General features: G+C 51.6%; 24 protein-coding genes and 1 pseudogene. 22 read left to right on the top strand and 3 right to left on the bottom strand.

All coding sequences use genetic code 11. The annotated features are described in order from the left end of the window. Window positions 1–176: 176 nt before the first annotated feature. The 12 genes and pseudogenes from CHH67_RS16170 to CHH67_RS16225 all read left to right on the top strand — a co-directional run bounded on the left by CHH67_RS16170 (window position 177) and on the right by CHH67_RS16225 (window position 9,839). Window positions 177–995, top strand: a complete 819-nt coding sequence (locus CHH67_RS16170; RefSeq protein WP_218832025.1) for a glycerophosphodiester phosphodiesterase — start codon at window positions 177–179, stop codon at window positions 993–995. Next, complete coding sequence (locus CHH67_RS16175) at window positions 985–1,824, top strand: inositol monophosphatase family protein (RefSeq protein WP_095266237.1); 840 nt, start codon at window positions 985–987, stop codon at window positions 1,822–1,824. The genes CHH67_RS16170 and CHH67_RS16175 overlap by 11 nt, the downstream gene beginning before the upstream one ends. A 25-nt stretch (window positions 1,825–1,849) precedes the next feature. Further along, on the top strand, window positions 1,850–3,109 hold the full coding sequence (locus CHH67_RS16180) for a sugar ABC transporter substrate-binding protein (protein ID WP_095266238.1): 1,260 nt from the start codon (window positions 1,850–1,852) through the stop codon (window positions 3,107–3,109). 96 nt (window positions 3,110–3,205) lie between these two features. Then, window positions 3,206–4,078 carry a carbohydrate ABC transporter permease gene (locus CHH67_RS16185; protein WP_095266239.1) on the top strand — a complete coding sequence of 291 codons (873 nt, stop codon included), beginning with the start codon at window positions 3,206–3,208 and terminating at the stop codon, window positions 4,076–4,078. Next, entirely contained in the window at window positions 4,078–4,914 is an 837-nt protein-coding gene (locus CHH67_RS16190) for a carbohydrate ABC transporter permease (protein WP_095266240.1), read from the top strand. The genes CHH67_RS16185 and CHH67_RS16190 overlap by 1 nt, the downstream gene beginning before the upstream one ends. Before the next feature lie 29 nt (window positions 4,915–4,943). Next, a pseudogene (locus CHH67_RS16195) lies at window positions 4,944–5,667 on the top strand (ThuA domain-containing protein). Between the two features lie 47 nt (window positions 5,668–5,714). After that, the gene (locus tag CHH67_RS16200; RefSeq protein ID WP_095266241.1) at window positions 5,715–6,779 is read left to right on the top strand and encodes a Gfo/Idh/MocA family protein; all 1,065 of its coding nucleotides are present in this window, start codon (window positions 5,715–5,717) and stop codon (window positions 6,777–6,779) included. A 13-nt stretch (window positions 6,780–6,792) separates the two neighbouring features. Further along, window positions 6,793–7,050, top strand: a complete 258-nt coding sequence (locus CHH67_RS26520) for a hypothetical protein (protein WP_095266242.1) — start codon at window positions 6,793–6,795, stop codon at window positions 7,048–7,050. 3 nt (window positions 7,051–7,053) lie between these two features. Next, window positions 7,054–7,785 (top strand): ZIP family metal transporter, encoded by a 732-nt coding sequence (locus CHH67_RS16210; protein ID WP_095266243.1) that lies wholly within the window; start codon window positions 7,054–7,056, stop codon window positions 7,783–7,785. A 72-nt stretch (window positions 7,786–7,857) separates the two neighbouring features. Beyond that, window positions 7,858–8,118, top strand: coding sequence for a YqkE family protein (locus CHH67_RS16215; protein ID WP_095266244.1), 261 nt, complete (start codon window positions 7,858–7,860; stop codon window positions 8,116–8,118). Between the two features lie 199 nt (window positions 8,119–8,317). Next, window positions 8,318–9,037 carry a DsbA family oxidoreductase gene (locus tag CHH67_RS16220; RefSeq protein ID WP_095266245.1) on the top strand — a complete coding sequence of 240 codons (720 nt, stop codon included), beginning with the start codon at window positions 8,318–8,320 and terminating at the stop codon, window positions 9,035–9,037. A gap of 211 nt (window positions 9,038–9,248) precedes the next feature. Then, on the top strand, window positions 9,249–9,839 hold the full coding sequence (locus CHH67_RS16225; RefSeq protein WP_095266277.1) for a TVP38/TMEM64 family protein: 591 nt from the start codon (window positions 9,249–9,251) through the stop codon (window positions 9,837–9,839). A gap of 23 nt (window positions 9,840–9,862) precedes the next feature. Here the strand turns inward: CHH67_RS16225 and CHH67_RS16230 are convergent, their stop codons facing one another. Next, the gene (locus CHH67_RS16230; protein WP_095266246.1) at window positions 9,863–11,152 is read right to left on the bottom strand and encodes an MFS transporter; all 1,290 of its coding nucleotides are present in this window, start codon (window positions 11,150–11,152) and stop codon (window positions 9,863–9,865) included. Window positions 11,153–11,411: 259 nt separating this feature from the next. Here CHH67_RS16230 and CHH67_RS16235 point away from each other — a divergent pair, with 259 nt between their 5' ends. The 6 genes from CHH67_RS16235 to CHH67_RS16260 all read left to right on the top strand — a co-directional run bounded on the left by CHH67_RS16235 (window position 11,412) and on the right by CHH67_RS16260 (window position 17,932). Then, entirely contained in the window at window positions 11,412–12,254 is an 843-nt protein-coding gene (locus tag CHH67_RS16235) for a DegV family protein (RefSeq protein WP_095266247.1), read from the top strand. A gap of 51 nt (window positions 12,255–12,305) precedes the next feature. Beyond that, window positions 12,306–13,673 carry a beta-N-acetylhexosaminidase gene (gene nagZ / locus CHH67_RS16240; protein ID WP_095266248.1) on the top strand — a complete coding sequence of 456 codons (1,368 nt, stop codon included), beginning with the start codon at window positions 12,306–12,308 and terminating at the stop codon, window positions 13,671–13,673. A 256-nt stretch (window positions 13,674–13,929) separates the two neighbouring features. Beyond that, a complete protein-coding gene (gene rpoD, locus CHH67_RS16245; RefSeq protein WP_230875876.1) occupies window positions 13,930–14,838 on the top strand; it encodes an RNA polymerase sigma factor RpoD in 909 nt (302 codons plus the stop codon). Between the two features lie 211 nt (window positions 14,839–15,049). Next, the gene (locus CHH67_RS16250; RefSeq protein ID WP_095266250.1) at window positions 15,050–16,096 is read left to right on the top strand and encodes a UDP-N-acetylmuramate dehydrogenase; all 1,047 of its coding nucleotides are present in this window, start codon (window positions 15,050–15,052) and stop codon (window positions 16,094–16,096) included. Between the two features lie 100 nt (window positions 16,097–16,196). Next, window positions 16,197–17,126 carry a manganese-dependent inorganic pyrophosphatase gene (locus CHH67_RS16255; protein ID WP_095266251.1) on the top strand — a complete coding sequence of 310 codons (930 nt, stop codon included), beginning with the start codon at window positions 16,197–16,199 and terminating at the stop codon, window positions 17,124–17,126. A gap of 290 nt (window positions 17,127–17,416) precedes the next feature. Continuing rightward, a complete protein-coding gene (locus CHH67_RS16260; RefSeq protein WP_095266252.1) occupies window positions 17,417–17,932 on the top strand; it encodes a hypothetical protein in 516 nt (171 codons plus the stop codon). Window positions 17,933–18,139: 207 nt separating this feature from the next. Here the strand turns inward: CHH67_RS16260 and CHH67_RS16265 are convergent, their stop codons facing one another. Then, window positions 18,140–18,883 (bottom strand): hypothetical protein, encoded by a 744-nt coding sequence (locus tag CHH67_RS16265; RefSeq protein ID WP_095266253.1) that lies wholly within the window; start codon window positions 18,881–18,883, stop codon window positions 18,140–18,142. 269 nt (window positions 18,884–19,152) lie between these two features. Here CHH67_RS16265 and CHH67_RS16270 point away from each other — a divergent pair, with 269 nt between their 5' ends. Continuing rightward, window positions 19,153–20,643, top strand: a complete 1,491-nt coding sequence (locus tag CHH67_RS16270; RefSeq protein ID WP_095266254.1) for an alpha-N-arabinofuranosidase — start codon at window positions 19,153–19,155, stop codon at window positions 20,641–20,643. 13 nt (window positions 20,644–20,656) lie between these two features. Beyond that, the gene (locus CHH67_RS16275; protein ID WP_095266255.1) at window positions 20,657–20,941 is read left to right on the top strand and encodes a DUF6171 family protein; all 285 of its coding nucleotides are present in this window, start codon (window positions 20,657–20,659) and stop codon (window positions 20,939–20,941) included. A gap of 63 nt (window positions 20,942–21,004) precedes the next feature. On the opposite strand, the gene CHH67_RS16280 is transcribed toward CHH67_RS16275, so the two are convergent. Beyond that, complete coding sequence (locus CHH67_RS16280; RefSeq protein ID WP_095266256.1) at window positions 21,005–22,273, bottom strand: MFS transporter; 1,269 nt, start codon at window positions 22,271–22,273, stop codon at window positions 21,005–21,007. Between the two features lie 212 nt (window positions 22,274–22,485). Between CHH67_RS16280 and CHH67_RS16285 the strand changes: the two genes are divergently transcribed. Both CHH67_RS16285 and CHH67_RS16290 read left to right on the top strand, forming a co-directional pair. After that, entirely contained in the window at window positions 22,486–23,526 is a 1,041-nt protein-coding gene (locus tag CHH67_RS16285; protein WP_095266257.1) for a LacI family DNA-binding transcriptional regulator, read from the top strand. Window positions 23,527–23,540: 14 nt separating this feature from the next. Further along, window positions 23,541–24,701: a Gfo/Idh/MocA family protein gene (locus CHH67_RS16290; protein ID WP_095266258.1), complete on the top strand. Its 1,161-nt coding sequence runs from the start codon at window positions 23,541–23,543 to the stop codon at window positions 24,699–24,701. Window positions 24,702–24,754: the final 53 nt, after the last annotated feature.

The following is a 24,754-nucleotide window of genomic DNA, read 5'->3' on the forward strand; positions in this document are numbered from 1 at the left end:
CATTTTTAATCAAATTGATCATTTCTATTGATTTCAATCAAAAATGATTACGAATAATCATAAAATTTACACAAATTGATCTTAAAATAACATTCTAATAACAGTACGACGCTAAGATGGAGTGGAAAAGTGATTGAAATGAATATTTGCAGAAAAAGGAGTGATTGATTTTAATCATGAAAAATGAAGTGAATCCCTTGAGAATGACTCCACAGACCGTAAGGATTGCCGGGCATCGGGGACATAGTGCAGGCGCCCCGGAGAACACCTATGCGGCTTTTCGAAAGGCACGTGAACTTGGTGGGGAGGGTGTGACTTGTGAGACTGACCTCGCGCTAACCAGTGATGGTGAGTTGATATTGATTCATGATGATACTGTAGAACGCACCACGAACGGGCATGGTCTTGTTCGAAACATGACCTATTCGGACATTGCCAAGCTAGACGCTGGCCGGTGGTTTGGAGAAGAATTTGCCGGAGAACGTGTTCCGCGGTTAAGAGAAGCGCTGCAGTTTGCCCGCGAGCTCGGAATCATCTATCAACTTGAGCTGAAAATATATGATCGGGATGACGAGATTTTCCCGAAATTGCGGGCGCTGATTGATGAGCTCGGATGTGCTGATCTTCTACAGTTCTCCTCATTCGACTTCGTTCAATTAAAAGCGCTGAAGAGCGCTTTTCCTGAAATTCCAACGGTGGGTCTAACACATTCCCGGCTCATTGATCCCGTCGCACCTGCGAGGGATGCAAACGTGGATGCAATCAATCTTGAAATTTATCATTTTCCAAGCGGTGAAGCCAGACAGCTCCATGAAGCGGGGATTGCGACATTTCTGCATGTGCCGCGTCAAGAGCGAATCGATAAGCTCAAGTCCTATGGTGTAGACCTGCGTGCTCAGGTTGTGCAATGGGTTCGCGAAGGGCAGATGGACCAAATTATCAGTGATGACGTAGCGCTGGTAACGAGCATAAGGAACGAAGCGAATGGACACTGAACGAAACGGTGCGATAGCTCCTGAGCACACGATAAAGTCAGCCGTCGAGAACATTGCACGACAAGCAGGAGAAATTGCACTGGATTATTTTCGCTCACGCTCGCGTGTTCTTGTCGAGCAGAAGGGACACCTTGATCTGGTCACCAAGGTAGATCGAGAAATCGAGGAATTTCTGACGGTTCGCTTGCGCAAGGAATTCCCCAATGACGGCATCTACGGTGAGGAAGGCGGTGACATCCCCGGCGATTCAGGGCGGATCTGGGTCATCGATCCGATCGATGGGACGTTCAATTATGTACGAGGCAGCGAGAACTGGGCGATATCGATTGGACTCTATGAGAACAGCCAGCCGGTGTTTGGCGTGATCTATGCGCCTGTCCGTGACCTTATGCTAAGCGGAGGGGAGGCCATCGAAACTGAGCTGAACGGCAAACCGCTGCCGAATTTACCTCCATTCGAACCATCACTAGCTTCGGTGGGAATCGGACTGCATCCGTCTATCGCCACGGAAGACTGCTTGGAGGTGCTACGCTACATCTCTGACGAACTCCGTATCAGCTTCCGCTGCTGCGGTTCTGCAACCATCTCGCTGCTGGAGGTGGCCATGGGCCATACAGACGGCTATCTTTCTCTGGGCGATTCGACTTGGGATGTAATGGCAGCACTGCCTATACTGAAAAACTTGGGACTATCCCATACCATCGATTGGAGCAACCATACTGACCTTCAGACTAAGCTCCGTTTCGCTTGTGGAAATGAGGATTTTCTGGTAAGCGTGCGTCCGCTATTGGCAAGTGTCGGCGGCAACGTGGTATGTAAAGACATTTAACATTTCAAACCAAGAGGTGAAAGTGATGAATAAGTTCAAGAAGTTTGTTGGTCTATTATCTATAGTGTCTTTAATCGTTGTGTCAGGGTGTGGGACGGCGAGTAATAATGCGTCTCCAGAAGAATCTTCTGCAACGACGACCGATCAACCGCTCCCTAAAATCTCCATTTTCCAAACGAAAGTAGAGATTGCGGAATCCTTGGAAGCGCTGGCGAAGGTGTATACGGCTGAAACGGGCAATGAGGTAGAAGTATGGGGCTCGGCGGGAGATAATTATTCAACCCAACTCCAGATCCATCTTGGTGCCAACTCGGGCCCGACTATTTTTACCGTAAGCTTCGGCTCTGACGCGGATAAGCTGCAATCGTACTTCTCTGATCTTTCCGATGTTCCAACAACGAAGGATATTGCACCGAATATGGCGCTGGAGAGAGATGGCAAGATTGTCGGCATTCCTTTAGGCGTAGAAGGCTTCGGGATTGTATACAACAAGGACATTGTGGATCCGGGTGACGTAACAGACCTGGCGTCGTTCACGAACACGCTGGAGCAGTTGAAAGCTGACGGCTTGCAGCCATTCAGCTTATCTCAAGAAAATTCATTCTTGATCACCCATATCCTCAATACGCCGTTCGCTTTGCAGCCAGATCCTCAGGACTTTATTGAAAAATTAAATGATGGCGAAGTTAAAATCACGGATACAAAGGAGTTTCAGGAGTTCGCGAAATTTATGGATGTCATCAAAGCATACGGCAAAAATCCAATGGAGGTTACCTATGATACGCAGATGGGTGACTTTGCAACTGGCAAAACCGCGATGATTCATCAAGGGAACTGGAGCTATACAATGCTTGATGATTACGACAATATGGATGACAAACTGGGCATGATGCCGCTTCCGATAGAGGGGAACTCGAAATTGTCCGTAGGAGTAAGTCAATTCTGGGTAGTCAACGCAGATGCGAGCGCGGATGAAATTGAAGCCGGCAAACAATTCTTGAACTGGCTGTATACAAGCGATGCAGGGAAAACGGCCATCGTGCAGGATTTCAAACTCATTCCAGCTTTTACGACGATTCAAGCGGATCTGAATCCATTGTCCAATGCAGTATATGAAGCGGCGGAGAGCGGACAAACCATTCCTTGGGCCTTCAGATATTTCCCGCAAAATGTCGATTTGATCCCTGTCACGCAGCAATATTTCCTTGATCAAAATATGACCGGTCAAGAGCTGCTAGAGAAATTTGATGAAGAATGGGCGAAAGCGACAAGATCGGTTTCCTAGATTTGCATGGTGTAATAAGAGCCCAACCTCAATCAATGTGTCAAACGTTGAGCGTTGGGCTTTTGGCTTATTATCGGAGTAAATGGGGGAGAGAATATGAACACGAAGGAACGAGCATGGTTTCTCTTATTTACTGTGCCCCTCCTATTTATCTTTACTACCGTTGTTGTTGTCCCTTTCACCATCGGTATCTTTTATTCATTCATAGCATGGGACGGCATTTCTGCCAATCCGAAAACATTTGTCGGCTTTAAAAACTTCATCGATCTGTTTCGGGACGAACAATTTTATTCATCCGCTTGGCACACGGTGAAATTTACCGTACTATCCCTGCTTGGCGTAAATATCGTGGGCATTGTATTGTCGCTGCTCGTTACCAGCAACCTGAAGGTGAAACATGCTGCGCGCACCATGTTTTTTCTGCCCAATCTCATTGGCGGACTAATATTGGGCTATATTTGGAAGTTCATTTTTAGCGATGTGACGACCTTGCTTGGCGAAAAGACGGGGATGGATGTCCTTTTCTTCAACTGGCTCCTCAATCCGCAATCTGCACTATACGCCATGGTGATCGTATTCGCCTGGCAAATGGCGGGATACACGATGCTGATTTATGTTGCTGGCATTCTAGGGATTCCTGATGAGATGCTTGAAGCAGCGAAGGTGGACGGCGCAAATTTGTGGCAAAGAACTACTAGAATCATTTTTCCTTTGTTGATGCCTGCCTTTACGATTTGTTTGTTCCTCACGCTCTCGGGCGCGTTCAAGGTGTATGACATCAACCTGTCTTTGACCGGAGGCGGGCCTTTCAAAGCGACCGAAATGTTCGCGATGAACATTTTTAACGAAATGTTTACCTTCTCGCATTATGGACTCGGTCAAGCTAAGGCCATCATCTTTTTCATTGTTGTGGCACTTATCACTCTACTGCAGGTTGTAATCACAAAGAAGCGAGAGGTGCAAATGTAATGGTGAAGGCAAGAGTTTATATATTCGAAGTGTTTCTTTTCATTCTTGCACTCGTTTTTCTTTCTCCAATCTACATTATGGTTGTGAACTCATTTAAGAGTCGTGCGGAGCTGTATGAGAATCCATTAGCCTTGCCAACCTCCTTTAGTTTCGAATATTACATCCAGGCGTTTGAGAAAATGAATTTTTTAAGCGGGTTTGTGAATTCCCTGTATGTGACGGTGGCTTCGGTGGTGCTTACGGTGATCTTAGCGTCCATGACGGCATGGATGCTGGCGAGAACGGATAATAAATGGAGCAAGACCATTTACCTGGTATTCGTCGCCACGATGCTGATTCCGTTTCAAACGATCATGATGCCTTTAATGCAATCGATGAATTGGGTGCAAACGCATCTGAATATTCCTATGATGAACACGCATGAGGGACTGATCTATATGAACGTAGGCTTTAACGCGAGTATGGCGGTGTTTCTGTATCATGGCTTCATCAAAACGATTCCGGTTGCCTTGGAGGAGGCAGCTGAGCTAGAGGGTTGTAATAAATTCAGGCTCTTCTGGTCCATAGTCTTTCCAATGCTAAAGACGATTACAGTGACGATCGCGATTATCAATATTATGGGGGTTTGGAATGATTTCCTTCTGCCTTCCCTGGTGCTGACCGATAAATCGCTGCGGACAATCCCGCTGAGCATGTTCTATTTCTTTGGTGAATTCACCATTGTGTGGAATCTGGCCATGGCAGGACTAACACTTACGATTATTCCAGTTGTCATTTTCTACATGTTTGCTCAGAAATATATGATTAAAGGGATTACAGCCGGAGCTTTAAAATAAAACGTGATGAACACAATGGAGTGATTAATTTGATTAGAGTCACGATCTGGAATGAAAATATACATGAAAAAAGCAATGCCGAAACGCAAGTGATTTACCCGGAAGGGATCCATGTTGCAATACAACAAGGAATTGAACATCATGATTTTGTGATTAGAACGGCGACAATGGACGAGCCGGAGCAGGGGCTGTCAGACGAAGTGCTGCAGAGCACAGATGTGCTGATATGGTGGGGACATAAAGGACACCGATTGGTTGAGGATGGGATTGTTGATAAAGTGCATCAAAGGGTGCTGGACGGCATGGGATTAATTGTGCTGCACTCTGCGCATTTTTCGAAGATCTTCAAAAAAACTGATGGGCACCACATGCAACCTGAAGTGGAGAGAAGCCAATGAAAAGGAAAGGTTATGGGTCGTAAATCCTGCACATCCGATAACGGAAGGCATTGGGGCGTTCATTGAGCTTGAACAGGAAGAGATGTACGGGGAACACTTTGATATTCCGGTACCGGATGAGCTTGTGTTCATCAGCTGGTTTGAAGGCGGGGAAGTTTTTCGCAGCGGGTGCACCTATTACAGAGGGAAAGGAAAAGTGTTTTATTTCCGTCCTGGACACGAGACATATCCGACCTATCATAACAAGGATATTCTTCGTGTGATTAGCAACGCTGTGCGTTGGGCAGGCTTGCCACGTGGAGCAAAACCCGTGTATGGCAACGCTCAACCGCTGGAGACCATTGCCAATCCTTAACGGACATGATGGAGTCAGCACAACTATTCAAGCGAAGGAGAATGAGGATGAACAAGCTTAAGCTGGGTGTTATTGGAGCAGGAAGTATCTTTAGAAATGCACACGTGAACGCGTGGCATGCGCATCCTGATGTTGAAATTCATGCCGTATGTGATGTGATCAAAGAAAAAGCAGATGCGGTTGCCGCTCAGTATGACATCCCTCATGTGTATACCGATTACCTAGAGCTGATAAACAACGAAGAAATCGATATGATCGATATTTGCACCGGCAATATTTATCATTCGGAGATCGCGATCGCAGCGCTGGAGGCTGGAAAGCATGTATTTTGTGAAAAGCCCGATGCCATCAACGTAGAAGAAGCCGAAAAAATGCTGGCCGCTTCTGAAAAAAGCGGTAAAGTGCTTATGACGATGCGGAATAATCGTTTTCGTGCCCATGCTCAGTTTTTGAAAAAATATATTACCGCTGGCCACATGGGTGAAATTTATACAGGTCGCTGCGGATGGATACGGAGACGGGGAATTCCAGGTAAAGGCGGCTGGTTTACGAATAAAGCTCTTTCCGGCGGTGGCCCGCTCATTGATCTGGGTGTCCATTTCATTGACCTCGCGATTTGGCTTATGGGGAATCCAAAGCCCGTTTCCGTGTTTGGTGCAACCTACCGCAAGTTTGCCGACTCCACAATTTCCGATTCAAAGCACAGTCAATTTGGTGAGAGGAACGAGAATGGGATATTTGATGTTGAGGATTTAGCCACAGGCTTTATTCGATTCGAAAATGGAGAAACGCTGCAAATTGAGTTCAGCTGGGCATCGAATATTGAGCATGAAATGAATTTTTTAGAGCTTCGAGGCACTCAGGCCGGGTTCAGCATGAAAAATGATGAGCTGAAATTATTTACGGAGTTAGAAGGCGCGCTATGCGATATTTATCCTAGAATTCCGATTGAAAAAGGGGACCAAGGTCACAGCAAACACATTGATCATTTTGTCGATTGTATCGCGAATGGAACCGAGCCGATTATATTGCCTGAACACGGCGTTGATATGATTAAAATATTAATGGCCCTGTACGAATCAGCGGAAACTGGAGAACTGGTCAAACTCTAAACCTATCCACCCTATGGGTGTCTATGAATCCGATTGTGCATTCCCCACAGAAAAGGTCGAAGACGGCGCTACACTGAGCCGAATCTTCGGCCTTTTTCGGTTATCATCCGGTCAAGAACGACAATATAATGAGAAGGCGGGCCCATCGGCTTGCACAGATGAGGTTGATGAAGCCGGTATTTTTATATCCGTCATTTACGCTGCGCTAGCTTCCGAGTATGATATTGATGTTGGGTTGCTCGGTATTACTTGCGAAAAGGGGACTACATAAAGTATGGAATCTGCATTGCTGGGAAGTCTCATATCTGCGATGGCGACGGTGCTAGGCGCTGTTCCGCTGCTGTTCGTCAAGACGTTGTCGGAAAAATGGAAGGACATTCTGATCGCTTTTACAGCGGGCATCATGGTGTCTGCGTCTACATTCGGGCTGATGCCGCAGGCGCTGGAGGAATCGGGGATGATTCCGCTGACGATCGGGCTGCTCGTCGGCATCCTCGTTCTGGATTTGATCGAAAGGAATATTCCTCATATCGATGTAGAGAACCGGGCAGGCATCAGTTCGTTTGATACCTCATCTCTGCTGGTCATCATTGCGCTGTGCATCCATAATATTCCCGAGGGCTTGAGCACCGGCTTCAGTTATGCCAGCCAGAACGAGGGGCTGGGACCGATGGTGGCGATCTCGATCGGGGCGCAGAACATGCCGGAGGGGCTGGTGCTGGCCGTGTTCCTGATCAATTCCCGGGTGAGCAAGGCGAAGTCGTTTCTTGTCGTATTTTTGACCGGTTTGATGGAGATGATCTCGGCCGTTATAGGCTATTTCGCCGCCAGTTATATCGAGTGGATGATCGGTTACGGTCTGGCGTTTGCGGCAGGGGCGATGATGTTTATCGTCTACAAGGAATTGATTCCGGAAAGCCACGGCCACGGGTATGAGCGCCCTTCTACGTACTCCTTCATCGCGGGTCTGCTGATCATGGTCTACATCAGCTATTTCTTTGTCTGACGGCTTGCTGTCAGGCGGCTGATAAAGCAGCCCGGAGATGCTATAATAAGGGGGAAACCGAGGTGAGCAGAATTGGCGAAGAAAAAGCGTAATATGCATACGCCGAGACCGGAGCCGTCCGACAAGCCCGCAACGTTAAAGGATATGCTGAATCCGCAGGTGCTGGAGCAGCTGAAGGCGACAACCGAAGCGCTGAAGGCCAGCGAGTCCGAGCGTCTGGAGAAGGAGCGCCAGCAGCGGGAAGCGGAGCGGAAGGCCGAGCAGAAGCGCCGCGACAATGATTTCGAATATTTGCTCGAGCATAGCGAAATGGATTGGCGCAAATATAAATAACAGGCAGCCTATGGCTGTCTGTTTTATTTGGCTGCATCAGTCACCAGGCAGATGACCCTGATTACATCACCTGCTTTTCGGCTCGAAGCAGACCAGATGTGAAGGATAGCCGGAAGCCATTGCAGTAGGACGGATAGAAGGTTACAATTAGTAAGCGGATCGTTTTGAATTTTATGTGAAAAAAGAGGGGGCCTTCGGGATGCAAGTGGAGATTTGGTCGGATTATGGGTGTCCGTTTTGTTATATTGGCAAGCGCCGTTTTGAGCAGGCGCTGGAGCAATTTCCTCATCGGGATCAGGTTCAGGTCGTTTATCGCAGCTTCGAGCTTGATCCGAACGCCAATTATAAGCCGGGCTTGACGCTGGATGAACTGCTGAGCGGCAAGTACGGCATGTCCATCGAACAAGCGAAAGCAGCGAATGAGAATGTGACCCGGCAGGCAGCAAGCGTCGGTCTCGAATACCGCATGGATCAAGCCGTGCCGGCAAATTCCTTCGATGCGCACCGGCTCGCGCATTATGCGTCCCAGCACGGTGTGATGAAGGAAATGACGGAGCGCTTGTTCAAGGCTTATTTTACGGAAGGGCAAAACCTGCAGGACCGGGCGGTCCTTGCCGATCTTGCCGCCGAAGTCGGCTTGTCCCGGGATGAAGCGGCCGCTGTGCTGGATAGCGAGGCGTTCAGCACCGAGGTTCGTGCTGACGAAGAGGCGGCGGCCAAGCTGGGCGTACGGGGCGTGCCCTTCTTTGTGCTCGGCGGCCGGTATGCCGTGTCCGGCGCCCAGCCGCTGGAAGTGTTCACAGATGCCCTTCAGCGGGCTTATGCGGAGTCGAATCCGCTCGTCATCGTCAATGAGGACGGGGATGGCGGAGTATGCACGGATGAAACCTGCGAAGTGAAAGGTAAGGAAAACCAATAACGAAGTCACTGGAACCAGGGAACAGCGCCCGAAGAACGGCCACGGCTTGTGGCAGCCCTTCGGGCGCTGTTGTTGTTGGTGACTGAATGCGCACCCTAATACGAACGTGATTTTTTTGTAGGACCCGGGGATCTTTTTCCTTTATACTAGAAGAAATTGTCCAGAGAAATGGGTGGATTCATTGTATATATCGTTGGGTAATATGGATATCATGTCTTATTTCACAGAAAGCAACCTGGAGCTATGGCTGGAAAATTTCCGTTCCCTTGGCCCGCTGCCGGGCATTTTGCTTACCTTTCTCAAGTCCTTCATCCCGCCGCTGCCCACGATTGTCATCGTCGGGGTCAATGCTGCTGTATATGGCATGTGGCCGGGATTTCTATATTCCTGGATCGGGATGGTTGCAGGCTGTCTGACGACGTTTCTCATCGTCCGGAAGGTGTCCTCCTCGGCGTTCATTGAGCGCTGGGCAGCGAAGCCGAAGGTGCAAAGAGGCCGGCTCTGGATTCAGGAGAACGGATTCAGTTATGTATTTCTGCTAGGCATATTGCCAGTCGGGCCGTTCGTTGCCGTCAACATTGCTGCCGGTCTGGCCCGGATGAACATCATGTCCTACTTGCTGGCTGTTACGCTTGGGAAAGGGATTATGGTGTTCTGCGTATCCTATATTGGAGCGAATGTGTCGGATCTGCTGTCCCAGCCGTTCAAGCTGGTAGGCGTGCTGGCCTTCATTATCGTGTCGCTGGTGCTCAGCCGCAAGCTGGAGAGCTATTACATTCGAAGACATGCTCCCCAGCAGTAACGAAAGCCGCGCGTGAAGCGCCGCTAGAGTGCGGCGGTCGTGGAGACGGAGGGGTCCTTCCGCTCGCGAAACAACCGGTAATAAAGGATGGATGATACGACATACAGCACGCCCGTAATGCAGAAGGTAATGGCATAGCCCCAATAACTGCCGTACGTTGTCACCAGCGAGGATTGAACAGGCCCCATCGTCGCCCAGCCGAGCATGAACGCCGTTTGGGTGATGGAGTTGGCAATGCCTCTGCGGTGGTCAGGCACCCGGTCGATCAGAATGGACGCCTGAATCGGATTGGCTGCATTCATCAAGGCCTGCCGGAACAGGAATCCGAGCGACGCCACTAACAATATGTTGGTGAAGCCGGTCAGCAGCAAGAATGGCAGGGACAGCACCTGGAAGAAGACGACCGCTTTGATCGCTCCGATGCGGTTCACCAGTGTCGGTCCGATCATCATGGACACAATGGTCATTACCTGTCCGAGTGAGATCAGGATGCCGACAGCCGACAAGGAGACGGAGAACCGGTTCGTAAAATATAGATTCAGGTAAGGCACGACGAGGCCTGAGCCTAGCCCGATAAGCAGCTGGGTGGCAGCGAATTGACCGATGATCTTGAACTCGCCGCGCCGATCCTGCAGCTGTAGCTGCGGATTGGGGGCAGCGTCTGCCGCAGCTTTAGGCGGTTCGGATTTTCGCTGTTCGCTCTTCTTCATCTCGGTTGTGAACAACAATGGAATAAAAGCCAGAAAGGTGGCCGTTCCGCCGATAAATAGCGAGATTTTCAGACTGTCGATTCGGTTTAACCCGAGCACTTGCAGGAAGTCGGCCAGAAATCCGCCGCCCATGCTGCCCAGCACCTGGGATGCCAGCACAAGCGAGGCGTGAATGCTGAAGATGCGCATCCGGTCCGCTTTGGTTGTGTTTTCCGCCAGGAACGGAATGGCAAGCACCTGGAAGAAGGAAGAGAACAGTCCGGTATAAATCGCAAGTCCGAGCAAGCTCCATTCGCTTTCGAGAAATGAGCGGACAATGAGTCCGGCACCGCTAAGCAGTGCGCCGAGCACCAGAATGTTTTTGCGGCTTGTCCGGTCTCCCATGAATCCGATAGGAATAAACATAAGGGCCGTTGCCAGCGACTGAACGCTGACGACCGTACCGTTCATGGAGTCATCATACCCCAGGTTTTGTATGTACAGATTGTAGAGCACGCTGAACATGCCGGTTCCGATCTGGTAAAGCACGTTGGCCAGGAAAAACAGCTTGATATTTCGGGGCCATTGTTTCAAATCTTTCGCTGACTGATGTAATAGTTTCATAATGATGAATGCCTCCTGTTTGCAGCAACCTTTATATTTTAACAGTTTCTGTATGGAGGGGAAAGGAAAAATGCAACACTGCTGGTAAGAGGCGTGACGAGTTATCATCGCCCGACCAGCCCTCTTTAGCCCGAGGCTTCGAGGCGGCTTAATGTTTTCCATTTGCATGCTTGGCCCGGGTAGTCTATCATTGTTGTTTAAAGCGGTATCATTTCAGATGCCGTAGATGAATAATGAAAGCGAGACGTGAGCAGCAATTATGAGATCCATTGCATGGGTGACCGACAGCACTTGCACCATTGATCCTTTTTTTGCCAGGGATAACCACGTGTATATCGTCCCGTTACGATTGATCGTGGGGGAGGAAGTGTACAGAGAGAGCATTGACATTTCAGCAGAAGACTTCTATGAAAAAATGAAGAACGAAAGCAAAATCAGCAGCTCGCAGCCGCCAGTCGGCGAATTTATCGAGCTGTACGAGCAATTGAAGGACAAGTACGATGATGTTATTGCCATCCATTGTTCATCGGAGCTTAGCGGTACTCTCCATGCGTCCTTGCAGGCAGCAGAGATCGCTGAAGTGAATGTCGTCGGGATTGATTCCCAAGCAGGCGCATTCCCGCTGCGTGAAATGATTGAATCCGGCATCGAATGGTACAAGCAGGGAGATACGGTAGGGGTTATTAAGGAGAAGATCCAGAACATGGTGCAAAATTTGCGGTTCTATCTGATTCCGGCGAGCCTGCACCGGCTGCACAGCAGCGGCCGTGTATCCGGCACACAGCTTGCGGTCAGCCAGCTGCTTCGCATCCATCTGCTGCTTCGCTTCGATCAAGGGAAGATCGTTGTTGCAGAGAAGATTCGGACGTTCAAAAAAGCCCGCCAGCGTATGATGGACGTGCTGAAGGAGGATATTAAGAAAATCCGCAAAGTATGTATTATGCATGCCAACAATGAGGAAGAGGCCAAGCAGATGGAGCAGGAGATCACCAGTTCCCATCCATCCTTGCAGACGGAGATTATGACCTTTATTCCTGTGGTCGGCATTCATGCCGGTGAAGGAACGATCGCCATGTCATGGATTCGCAATCATACAAGGTAAGAAGCAGCACATTAGCATCGCAAGTTGCGTGCGAGAGGGGGCGGGGACAAGATGTTCAGGAAATGGTCGATAGCGTCCTGGCTGCTGCTTGTTGTCCTCCTGGTGCCGCTCGGCAGCTGCGCTGGGGGCGCTAGCTCAGGCACGGGAGCGACAGATGCCCCGCACGAGGCGTCTGAGTCTGGGGCCGGCGGAGATACGTCAGGGCAGGAGTCCTCTTCGCCGGAAGAGCCCGGTGAGCAGGATGCGGGGAACGGAAGCGATGACTTGGCACCTGTTGAGGATGAAGGGGAAGACAACGGTTCAGGCCCGGACTCCGATGCTATGCTCCAGGCTGCAGCCGAACTGAGCCGCCTTGAGCTTGATGAGAAGATCGGCCAGCTCGTCATGGTAGGCATCGACGGGACGAAGATGGATGAGACCACCCGCCGCCTGATCCGAGACGATCATATCGGCGGCATTATCTTGTTCAGGGATAACATCGATAGCATGGAACAGGCGGTAGGGCTCATCAATGAGTTGAAGAGGGAAAATGCCGACAATCCGGTTCCGCTGTGGCTCAGTATCGATGAGGAAGGCGGGCGTGTCACCCGCTTCCCCGAGTCGTATGTGAAACTGCCGTCAAGCCGCGACGTCGGCGGCAAGGGGGATCGCGAGCTTACCGAAACCTTCGGTTCGCTCATAGGGGCAAGGGTGGCCTCGCTGGGGCTGAACATGGTCTATGCACCGGTGCTGGATGTGGATAGCAATCCGGACAATCCGGTCATCGGCGACCGTTCCTTCGGTACGACGCCGGACAGAGTGGCCAAGCACGGCATCGCATCGATGAAAGGCATCCAGCGCGAAGGCGTCGTGCCGGTGGTGAAACATTTTCCCGGCCATGGCGATACCGCGGTTGATTCCCACATCGGATTGCCTGTTGTAAAGCATAGTCTCGAACGTCTGCACGAGATCGAACTGGTGCCGTTTCAGCAGGCGATCGAGCAAGGAGCCGATGTGGTCATGGTGGCCCATCTGCTGATGGAAAGCATCGATCCGGATACGCCTGCGTCCTACTCCAAGCCGGTCATTACCGGTTTGCTGCGCGGGGAGCTTGGCTTTACCGGCGTTGTCATCACGGATGATCTGACGATGGGCGCTGTTGCCGCCACCGCGGACATCGGCGAGGCGGCTGTGGCCTCGATAGAAGCCGGAAGCAATATCGTCATGGTCGGGCATGATTATGCCCAGGAGGAGGCTGTCATCAAGGCGCTGCAGCAGGCGGTTGAATCGGGGCGCATATCCGAGCAGATGCTCGATGACAGGGTTCTAGCCACTCTGGCGCTGAAGCAGAAGTACAATCTGGATCACGAGGAAGTGCCGATCCCGGATATCAACAGGCTGAACAGCGAGGCGGAAGCGGTGCGCAAGGCCATTAAATAGGTCCGGGCTCAGGCAGGCCTGGCGCTTCCTATAACATGATAAAACCCGATCTCAGGAAGAGATCGGGTTATGATGGTTCATTAATTATACTAAAATGTTGAAAAAAAATCGAAAACATGATAGAATGAGGGGTAAATAATTATTGGGCATTTGTCATAATAATCTAATATTAGATTAGCACAAAATATTGGGAATGTCAACAGGGGGGCATAGAATGGAAAACCGTCAGAGTGCGGATTTTGCATTGGAACGTGAGATGGAAGAGGCGGAAAAAACGGCAGCTTCTCCAGCAGAAGATTTTTCCGTTCATGATGATCTATCGCTTCCGCCAGGCATCAAGATCAGCGATCCAGTTCGTATGTACCTGAAAGAAATCGGTCGTGTTCCCCTTCTCTCGGCAGATGAGGAAGTGGAATTATCGAAACGAATAGAGCAGGGGGACGAGGACGCCAAACGCCGGCTTGCGGAAGCCAATCTTCGTCTCGTCGTCAGCATTGCCAGACGCTATGCAGGCCGAGGCATGCAGTTTCTTGACTTGATCCAGGAAGGCAACATGGGTCTGATCAAGGCAGTTGAGAAATTCGACTACTCCAAAGGGTTCAAATTCAGCACATACGCAACCTGGTGGATTCGTCAGGCAATCACGCGTTCTATTGCGGATCAGGCCAGAACCATCCGGATTCCGGTTCACATGGTTGAAACGATCAACAAGCTGGTCAGAGTGTCAAGACAGCTTCTGCAGGAGCTGGGGCGCGAACCGACGCCGGAGGAAATTGCTAAAGAGATGGACATCAGTCCGGAGAAGGTCAGAGAGATACAGAAGGTATCCCAAGAGCCTGTATCGCTGGAAACCCCGGTCGGGGAAGAGAGCGATTCGAATCTTGGCGATTTTATCGAGGATCAGGACGCGCTTGCTCCGGCAGACGCGGCAGCGTTCGAGCTGCTGCGGGAACAGCTGGAGGAAGTGCTGGATACGCTCACCGAGCGTGAAGAGAATGTGCTTCGCCTCCGCTTCGGGCTCGAGGACGGAAGAACCCGTACCCTGGAGGAAGTCGGTCAGGTATTCGGCGTTACCCGGGAACGGATTCGCCAGATTGAAGCCAAGGCGCTGCGCAAGCTGCGTCATCCGAGCCGGAGCAAGCGGCTGAAGGACTTTCTGGAATAATTCGGTACGATATGATGCTTTAAGCATACGATGTTCTGCAGATCCCTTGAGACGGGCAGCTCGCTGCCGTTTCAAGGGATTTTTGTTTAATCTGTCGCTTGTGACGGCTCAGATTGACACCGGTCAAGGTGTTGCATCATAATGATGTAGCATCCCGCAATGGATTAGAAACTGTCCCAACAAGCGGGCGGTAGAGGGAGTGACAGACAATATGAATGTACATAATTCCGCTGTAGAGCGACTGTGCAGGCGCAATGTCCCTTTGGCGAAATTTTCAACATATGGCATCGGCGGTAACGCCAACTATCTGGCTATGCCCGAGACGAGCGAGGAACTGGCCGAGCTGCTGCAGGACTGCAAGCGGCGCGGAATGCCCTGGTTTATCTTTGGCATGGGCTCCAACATTCTTTTTCCGGACGAACCGGGGAGGGACACGGTGTTTATCACCTTGAAAAATATGGCGGAGATCAAGGCGAACGAAGATCGGTGGTATGTATCTGCGGGCACGCCGATGTCATTGTTATCGCTGCTCGGACTCGTTGGCGGAACCGATATGCTGGATTTCACATTCCTGCTGCCGGGATGCCTGGGAGCTGGCATTTATATGAATGCCAAATACAATGCACAGCAAATTTGCGACATCGTGGATGTTGTCTATTATATCGATACCGAGGACCCTTCGCTTCAGGTGCGTTCCATTTCTGCCGAGGACTGCCGGTTTGCTTACAAGCAATCGATCTTTCAGCAGCATCCCTGGATCGTGCTCGGAGCGGATCTGAAGCTTTGCGTCAGCTCCGAGGAACAGGTGAGAACCGCCGCTGTATTGCTGGCAGAGTGGAAGGCCCGGGGGAGTCACCCGTCTTCGTTGCCGAGCTTCTTTTCATTCTTCCTCGGAGAGATCCATTCTTTGGCCGGACGGGGCATTCAGACACCGCAAACGATGCTCGATATTATCCGCTACCGTACAGGCAAGAAGCACTTCGATTATCCATCATGCGGCTCGGTGTTTAAGAACAATTATGATTACGGTGTTGCGACAGGCTTCCTGGTTGACAAGCTGAACCTGAAAGGGACGGAGCATGGGGGAGCGATCATCTCGCCGCATCATGGCAACATGATTTTGAATTACAATCAGGCGACCGCCGCGGATGTCATCTATCTGATTAATCTCATTACCGAGGCTGTCCATAAGGAATTCGGCTTTGTTCCGGAGCCGGAAATTGTGCTGGTTGAAGAGAAGGACAAAAATTCTCTGTAAAGGAATTGGAATAAGTAGATTTTAACGCTATAATCAGATAGGTGAGCCTCTTTTATCGAGGTCGAAGAGGAATATGAATAGAATGAAAGGAGCAGTATACATGGCAAAAACATTGATCTTTGGTCACAAAAATCCGGATACGGATACGATTTGTTCTGCGATTGCCTATGCGGATCTGAAAAATCAACTGGGTCTGTCCGCCGAGCCTGTACGTCTGGGCGAAGTGAATGGAGAGACGCGTTACGCACTGGATTATTTCAAGGTGGAAGCGCCGCGTCTGGTTGAAACGGTAGCGAATGAGGCGGAGGAAGTCATCCTGGTCGATCATAACGAGCGCCAGCAAAGCGCTAGCGATATCGATAAAGTGCGCGTGGTGGAGGTTATTGACCATCACCGGATCGCTAATTTTGAAACAAGCCAGCCGCTGTACTATCGTGCTGAGCCTGTCGGCTGCACAGCGACGATTCTGAACAAGCTGTACAAGGAGAAAGGCGTGGCCATTCGCAAGGAGATCGCCGGACTTATGCTATCCGCCATTATCTCGGACTCGCTGCTGTTCAAATCCCCGACCTGCACGGAGGAAGACGTTGCCGCTGCGCGCGAGCTTGCCGAAATCGCAGGCGTGGATGCGGAAAGCTATGGCCTGAGCATGCTCAAGGCCGGTGCGGATGTCAGCGACAAAACGATCGCCCAGCTGCTGTCGCTGGATGCAAAAGAATTCCAGATGGGAGAAGCGAAAGTGGAGATCGCCCAGGTGAACACGGTGGATACCAACGATGTGCTGTCCCGCCAAGCTGAGCTGGAAGATGCAATCCACGCAATCATCGCTGACAAAAATCTCGATCTGTTTGTGTTTGTAGTAACCGACATCCTGAACAATGATTCGGTTGCGCTCGCGCTTGGAAAAGGGTCACAGGCGGTTGAGAAGGCCTACAATGTCACGTTGTCTGATAACAAGGCGCTTCTGAAAGGTGTCGTTTCCCGGAAATCCCAGATCGTCCCAGTACTTACGCAAGCTTTCACAAGCTAATCGCTTGCAAGCTGACCGGCCTCTTGCACAGAGACCGGTCTTTTTTGCGTTTTAATATACAATCCCCCGCCCCCAGTACGGCTGCTCCTGGACGAAGATTGAAATATTGTCATGTAAATTATAACAATCTGAAACCTTTATTCCGGAAATCAGATCATATAATAAGGATGCATATACTTATAAAAGGCGCGTTTGAGACGGCCAGCCTCCGGGTAATTTTTTCTGAAGGCAAAGCCTGCCCATATTAGACCTATCAATCACATCCCAACGTGAAGGAGCGACGACGGGAAATGAAAAAATCAGCATGGAGAATGGTATTGTTCACTATCATTGTGCTCATGATGACAACCACCTCAGGAATGGCGTCAAGCAATAGCTATGAGCCTGTTCCGGAAGCTTCCAACCAGCAGGCGGTGTACATTCACTCCCTCGACATCCGGGGTGGTCAGCTGTACCTGGATGTGGATCCGATCACCTGGTATGAAGGAGAGGAAGCGGACAAGGTGTTCCGCGAGCGGGTACAGGATCCTGAGATGACAGAAGCGCCGGACGGTTATTATATCGTGAACGATACCGAGGAGCATATAACACTGCCAGTGGATGAGCATGCGGAGATTCTGCTACAAATTTATGATCGCACAGGCCAGTGGGAAGATGTGCAAATCGTCTGGAATGAGAAAGTAGCCCTGTCACGCTTTGGGGAGCTGTTCGCCAACGATGAGCTTGTAGATATGAAGTGGTTTCCGTATCACATCACCGTCAAGGACGGTGTGGTTGTCAAAGTGATCCAGCAGTACATTCCATAAAATAATCTGACACGCCATAACGATCAGCATAACAGAAAGCTGCCCGCGACCGGGACCGGCCACTGTCTGAAGGACAGGGAGGAGGTTCTCCGGATTTCGCGGGCAGCTTTTTCTAATGGTCGCGGCTTGTACGTATTCCGCGGTGCAATCAGGCACTGTGGTTTTCACCTTCGCCTCAGCGCGAACCGTAGCGCCATGCTTCCGGCATCAGCTGTGATGGCCGGCCGGGGGCTGCTTCGGGTACATCAGCTTGCCATGTACAAAATCAGTCACAAACTGGTTCAGCTTGGCGATGCGCTCGTCATATTTTTCCTTGCTGATCTTTCCGTCTTTCAGCTTCTGGTCCAGGCGCTGCGTAATGGATTTGACCTGGAAATCGATCACGTCCTGTACCGGCACGCCCTGCGCTTTGGCAATCTCGGCAAGGCTTTTGCCTGCCTGAAGCTGTTGTCTCAGCTGCTCCGGTGTCATCTTTAACAGCCTAGCAAGCTCGTTGCTGTCGGCCATCGCTTTGCCGTAGTGGTACGCCCGCGCATGCCAGCCGCCTTTTGAATCAAGCAGCCGATCCGCTGCGGCGGAGTAATCCACCGTTTTTCCGGATGTGGATGGATGGGAAGTGGCGCGATCCTTCATGATTTCCATCACTTTTTCCTTGATTTGCTCACGGGGAATGCCCTGTTGCTTGGCGATTTCAGCCAGTGAAGAAGTTTTCAGCTTTTCTTTCAGCACCTGCGGTTCCAGCTTCACATAGTCAGCCAAGGCCCGGAACCATTTGCCATGCTTCCCTTCTGCATGCGGATGGCCCCCCGGCTGCTGTGACCGGACTGACGGCATTGTTTCTTTCGGATTCTGCGCAGACAGCGCTTCTGCAAATGCAGGAAGACTGCATCCGAGGGCAAGGATTAACAGCAAAGGCAGCAGCGCTGCCAGTTTCAGATTGTTCCTGTTCATATGTGTAACCACCTTTCTTGATGATGGGCTTTGGATTGGCCCATGGTTGTCCAGTATGCCAAGTTCATCTTTTAAAGTAACCGTATCCCTGGAGAAAAATACATAAAATGGATCTCGATTTGCCGAGTTGTCATCCATGTGGCCGGGTTGAAAACGTTTAATATTTTCGGTTGACGAATGCATCATGTCGGCGTTATTATTTGTTTAAGTAAATGATGAATTGTTTTAATTAAATGTGTAAAAAAGAAAACGTGAGGAGAGAAGAAGCGATGAGTCATGAAATCACGATTAATACGGATGTAACAAGAGGGAAGATTAACCGCAATATTTATGGCCATTTCTCGGAGCATTTGGGACGCTGCATCTATGAAGGAATCTGGGTCGGAGAGGATTCGCCGATTCCGAATACCGAAGGGATCCGCAACGACGTTGTGGAAGCGCTTAAGAATTTAAATATCCCCGTATTGCGCTGGCCGGGCGGCTGTTTTGCCGACGAGTATCATTGGAAGGATGGCGTGGGACCGAGGTCGCAGCGCAAATCGATGATCAATACCCACTGGGGCGGCGTGGTGGAGAACAACCATTTCGGCACGCATGAATTCCTTCGCCTGTGCGAGTTGCTGGAATGCGAGCCTTACATATCCGGCAACGTGGGAAGCGGTACGGTTCAGGAGATGTCCGAATGGGTGGAGTACATGACCTTTGATGGGGTGTCTCCGATGGCGGACTGGCGCAAGGAGAACGGCCGGGAGCAGCCGTGGAAGCTGAAATATTTCGGGGTCGGCAACGAGAACTGGGGCTGCGGGGGCAACATGCGGCCAGAGTATTATGCGGATCTGTACAGACAATATCAGACCTACGTGCGGAATTATGGCGATAATACCATTTATAAAATTGCCTGCGGTCCGAACGTTGACGATTACCGCTGGATGGAAGTGGTCATGAGAGAGGCGCATCGCTTTATGGATGCGATCAGTCTGCATTACTATACCGTGCCTAGAGAATGGTCGGATAAGGGGGCGGCGACCGGATTCCCGGTTCAGGAATGGTTCCAGACGCTCAAGAAGGCGCTGTATATGGACGAGCTGATCACAAGACACTCCGCCATTATGGATCAGTATGATCCGGACAAGCGGGTCGGGTTGATCGTGGATGAATGGGGCACCTGGTATAATGTGGAGCCGGGAACGAACCCTGGATTTCTGTATCAGCAAAATACGATTCGCGATGCGCTGGTGGCCGGACTTACGCTCAACATCTTCCACGAGCATAATGACCGGGTGGTCATGGCCAATATCGCCCAGATTGTGAACGTGCTTCAATCGGTTATCTTGACGGAAGGGGAGAAGATGCTGCTGACCCCAACCTATCATGTGTTTGAAATGTATAAAGTGCACCAGGATGCCGAGCGTCTTGACACACACTACAGCGGTGGTGCCTATGAGATGGACGGAGAGTCGATTCCGCATGTATCGGTGTCGGCGTCCAGAACCGAAGACGGCAAAATCAACGTCAGCTTGTGCAACTTGAGCCACGCGTCGAAGGCGGAAGTGTCAGTGGCTCTGCGAGGCTTGAAGGGATCGCTGTCCAAAGTGAGCGGTCGTCAGCTGACAGCGGGAGCGCCGGATGCTCACAATACGTTTGAGGCGGCAGACAACGTCAAGCCGGCAGCCTTCACCGACTTCGAGGTTGAAGATCAGACGCTTCGCGCCAAGCTGGCCCCGATGTCGGTCACGGTGCTGGAGTTGAGCGCCGGGTAAAGGAGGGGGAAGCATGCGGCAGCAGGAATCCGGCTGCAAGGGCTGCAGGGAAGAGTACAAGGTAACGGAGGAACAGATCCAGCGTGTGCTGTCCTCCCCGATGTTCAGCGAAGAGCGCTGTGTGCCGAACGATCAATACGAGGCGCGTCTAAACGCCTGCTCCTCGTGCCCGAAGCTTCAAAGCGGGACCACCTGCACCCTGTGCGGCTGCATCGTGCAGATTACAGCGAAGCTGATTGAGAAGCGTTGCCCGTATCCCGGTCAGGACCGGTGGGCTGCAGCGACAGCCGCCGTCTAGCAGATCGAAAGCCTGCCTCCCAGATAATGGGGGCAGGCTTTCCTTATGTCTTTATGTGATGAATCATATCAGCTGTTTGCGTGCTTTCAGATAACGGTACAGCATCATGCCAAAAACAGAGCAAAGCAGCGCGCACAGTCCGATGAAGCCGTAACCGGCCTGAAGGCCCCGCAGCAGGCCCAGCTCGGTATCCTGCCCGAACAGCTGCTTAAAGCCATTCGTAATCGCCCCGATCAGATAGTTACCGATGACACTGCCGATGCCCATCATCGTCACCACGAAGGTGATGGCGGTGTCGCTCTCTCTCGGATAGCGTCTGGCAATCAGCGCCATCACCGTCGGATAGATCGGGGCAATCCCGATCCCTGCTGCCGCAAACAGAAAGGCATAGCTTTCGCCTCCGAAGATGGCGGCAAAGGTGCATACCCCCGTTAGACCGGACAAGATGATGATCGACAGAGTAAAGCCGATCCGGTCCGTGATCGGGCCGAGCAGCAGCCTCGCGGCAGAGAAGCACAGGAAGAACGCGGACAGCATGCCGGCTGCGGCCGAAGGCTCCCAGCGGTAGGACTTTTCGAGATAATTGACGAGCCAGCCTCCAACGGCCATCTCGGATACGACGCCAAAGGACAGAATAAGGACAATCAGCCACAGCGCCCGGTCCTTGACCAGCTGTTTCAGCGGAATTCGCTGCAGGCCTGTTGCATCATCCGGGGCATCGCTTGGAAACTTGCTCATGGCAGCCGGAATCATCGGAAGCACCGAGAGCATCAGCATGGCAAAATACATCCCTCGCCAGTCCAGTGTATGACCAGCTATCGTAACGGTCATCAGTCCCGTTGCAATCATCGGGGCGACCGTGGAGCTGATGCCGTAGAAGAAGTGGGATAAATTCATCATCGTGCCGGTATTTCTGACAAAGATGCGTGCTGACAGAATAGCGAGGCCGATTTCAAGCATCCCGTTGCCGATATACATCAGGAAATAGGAAGCTGAAAACCAGGAATAACTATGGGCCCAAAAAATAAATATCCCGGATATCGCCATCGTGCCAAAAGCGAGCATGCTCACCCATTTAATCCCGATCTTGCGCGTCAAAATGGCCGTGAACGAGCAGGCGATCAGGTATCCGAGCGCATTGAGCGACAGCAAGGTGCCGATCTGCATTTCATTCAGATTGAAATCGAGCTGGATGCGTGGAATGGCCGGCCCCTTGATGTTCTCGGAGATGCCAAAAATAATAAATCCCAGAAAAATCGTAGCCAGATGCAGGATGTAGGTCCTGTTCAGCTTGCGCCCCGCAGGGCGGTTCGTTTGCTGCTCGGTGATCATCGCGGTTTCGTTCTCCTATCCGGTGGTATATACACGACTTATTAAACGTGTTTAGTAAGTATCTGTAGCAGATTACCACATCTGTTTGCACTTTAGCAATCTAAATTTTTTTGTGGAAACACCTCTGTTTTTTTCGGAAAAGCAGTTGACTTAACAAGGGGCGCATGAGAAAATGTACGCGCGTACATTATTTGCTGAAGGAATGATGCATTATTGCTAGCCGTAAAGAAGTTGCACAGATCGCCGGCGTATCGGAAGCTACCGTCTCACGTGTACTGAACGGGGTGGGCCCGATGAAGGAAGAGACGAGGCAGCGGGTGCTGGCTGCAGCGCGGCAGGTTGGCTATACGCCGAATGCCATCGCCAGGAGCTTTGCTACGCGCCGAAGCGGCCATCTCGGTGTTGTCATGCCGTACGTTCCGAAGGCCAGACTGTTCTCCGCCTATTATTTCTCCGAAATTCTAAGCGGAATCGGAAGCCGTGCCCAGGCGAACAAGTATGATCTCCTGATGCTGTTTCGGGAGCCGGGCGGGACGATGGACTATATGAACTTGTTCCGGTCCCGGAAGGTGGATGCATGCATTATTCTCGGCGCGAAGGACGAGCTGGGCGAGCGGGAAGCGATACGCGAGCTGGATCAGGGGGGACATCCGTACTGTCTGATCAATCAGCGCTTTGACGGCGAGAACTTCCACGTGGTGGACGCCGATCATGCCGAAGGAGGCTACCGTGCCGTTCGCCATCTGCTGCAGGCCGGATATCGCCGAATTGCCTTCCTGAACGGACCGGACGTATATTCCAACAGCCGTGACCGACTGGCCGGATACCGCCGGGCGCTGGATGAAGCCGGCATTACGCCGGATGAGTCGCTGCTGTTCGAAGGCAATTTCAGCCGGAAGAGCGGCCACGCTGCGGCAGAGTTTATCGCTCCGCTTCTCCCGGGAATCGACGCGGTGTTCGCGGCGAATGACCGGATGGCCATCGGTCTGTCGCAAGGATTGCGCGCCCGAGGCGTCAAGCCGGAGCATATGCCAGCCCTGGTCGGCTATGATGATTCCGATTCGGCGGAGATGTCCGATCCTCCGCTGACCAGCGTGCGGGTTCCATTCTATCAGCTTGGCGAGCTTGCGGCATCGCATGTGCTTCGTTTGCTTGAGGAGCAAGGCGGTCCGGCAGATCGCCGGGAGCGGATGCACTTACAGCTGCCGACCGAACTGGTTGTCCGTGCTTCTTCCCTGAATCGTACAATGTAAAGGAGGATATTCTCATGAAACAATTGCGAGTTGGAATGATCGGCTATAAATTTATGGGCAAGGCGCACAGTAACGCTTACCGCAGTGTGCCTATGTTTTTTCCGGATGCACTGAAGCCGGAGATGGTGGCCATCTGCGGCCGTAACGAAGCGGCGGTGCAGGAAGCGGCCACCCAGTTGGGCTGGAATGAAAGCGTTACCGATTGGAAAGCGCTGATCGCTCGCGATGACATCGACCTGATCGATATCAACGCGCCAAGCGATGCGCATAAGGAAATCGCAATTGCTGCAGCCAAGGCTGGAAAGCATATCTTCTGTGAGAAGCCGCTGGCACTCACGCTGTCGGATGCCCGGGAAATGCTCCAGGCAGCTGAGGAAGCCGGCATCGTGCATATGGTTGGCTTTAACTATAGATTTTCCCCGGCCGTAAAACTGGCCAAAAAGCTTATCGAGAGCGGCAGGCTCGGCAAGATCTATCATTTCCGCGGCTGGTTTTTGCAGGACTGGATTCTGGACCCGCAGTTCCCGCTCGTATGGCGACTTCAGAAGGATATTGCCGGCTCCGGCTCTCACGGCGATCTGGGGGCTCACATCATTGATATGGCCCATTATCTGGTCGGCGATATCGCAGAGGTGATCGGCATGAGCGAAACCTTCATCAAGGAGCGGCCGCTGGCCAGCGAGATGACGGGCCTGAGCGCCACAGGCAGCGCTGACGGTCCGAAAGGGCAGGTTACCGTTGATGATGCCACCTTGTTCCTGGCCCGCTTCGAGAATGGCGCGCTTGGAAGCTTCGAGGCGACCCGCTTTGCGGCTGGTCACCGCTGTACGAACTCCTTCGAAATTAACGGCAGTCTCGGCAGCATCAAGTTCGACTTTGAGCGCATGAACGAGCTGCAGGTGTATTTTACCAACGATGATGAGGATGTCCAGGGCTTCAGACGCGTTCTGGCTACGGACCCGGCTCATGATTACATGGATGCCTGGTGGCCGCCGGGCCATACGATCGGCTTTGAGCACACGTTCACGCATGAGGTGCTTGAACTGGCGAATGCTGTCGCCGAGGGGCGCCAGCCCGAGCCGAATTTCCGCGACGGCGTCAAGTGCCAGGCGGTGCTTGAAGCGGTGGATAAATCGATTGAGGAGCGGCGGTGGGTTCCGCTGTCCGAAATGTAACGGGATGAGGAGAGACTACACGCTGGAGAGAACAATAACAAAGGAGAGCTGAC

This window comes from Paenibacillus campinasensis (assembly GCF_002272015.1).
Classification (GTDB): domain Bacteria; phylum Bacillota; class Bacilli; order Paenibacillales; family Paenibacillaceae; genus Paenibacillus_AQ; species Paenibacillus_AQ campinasensis.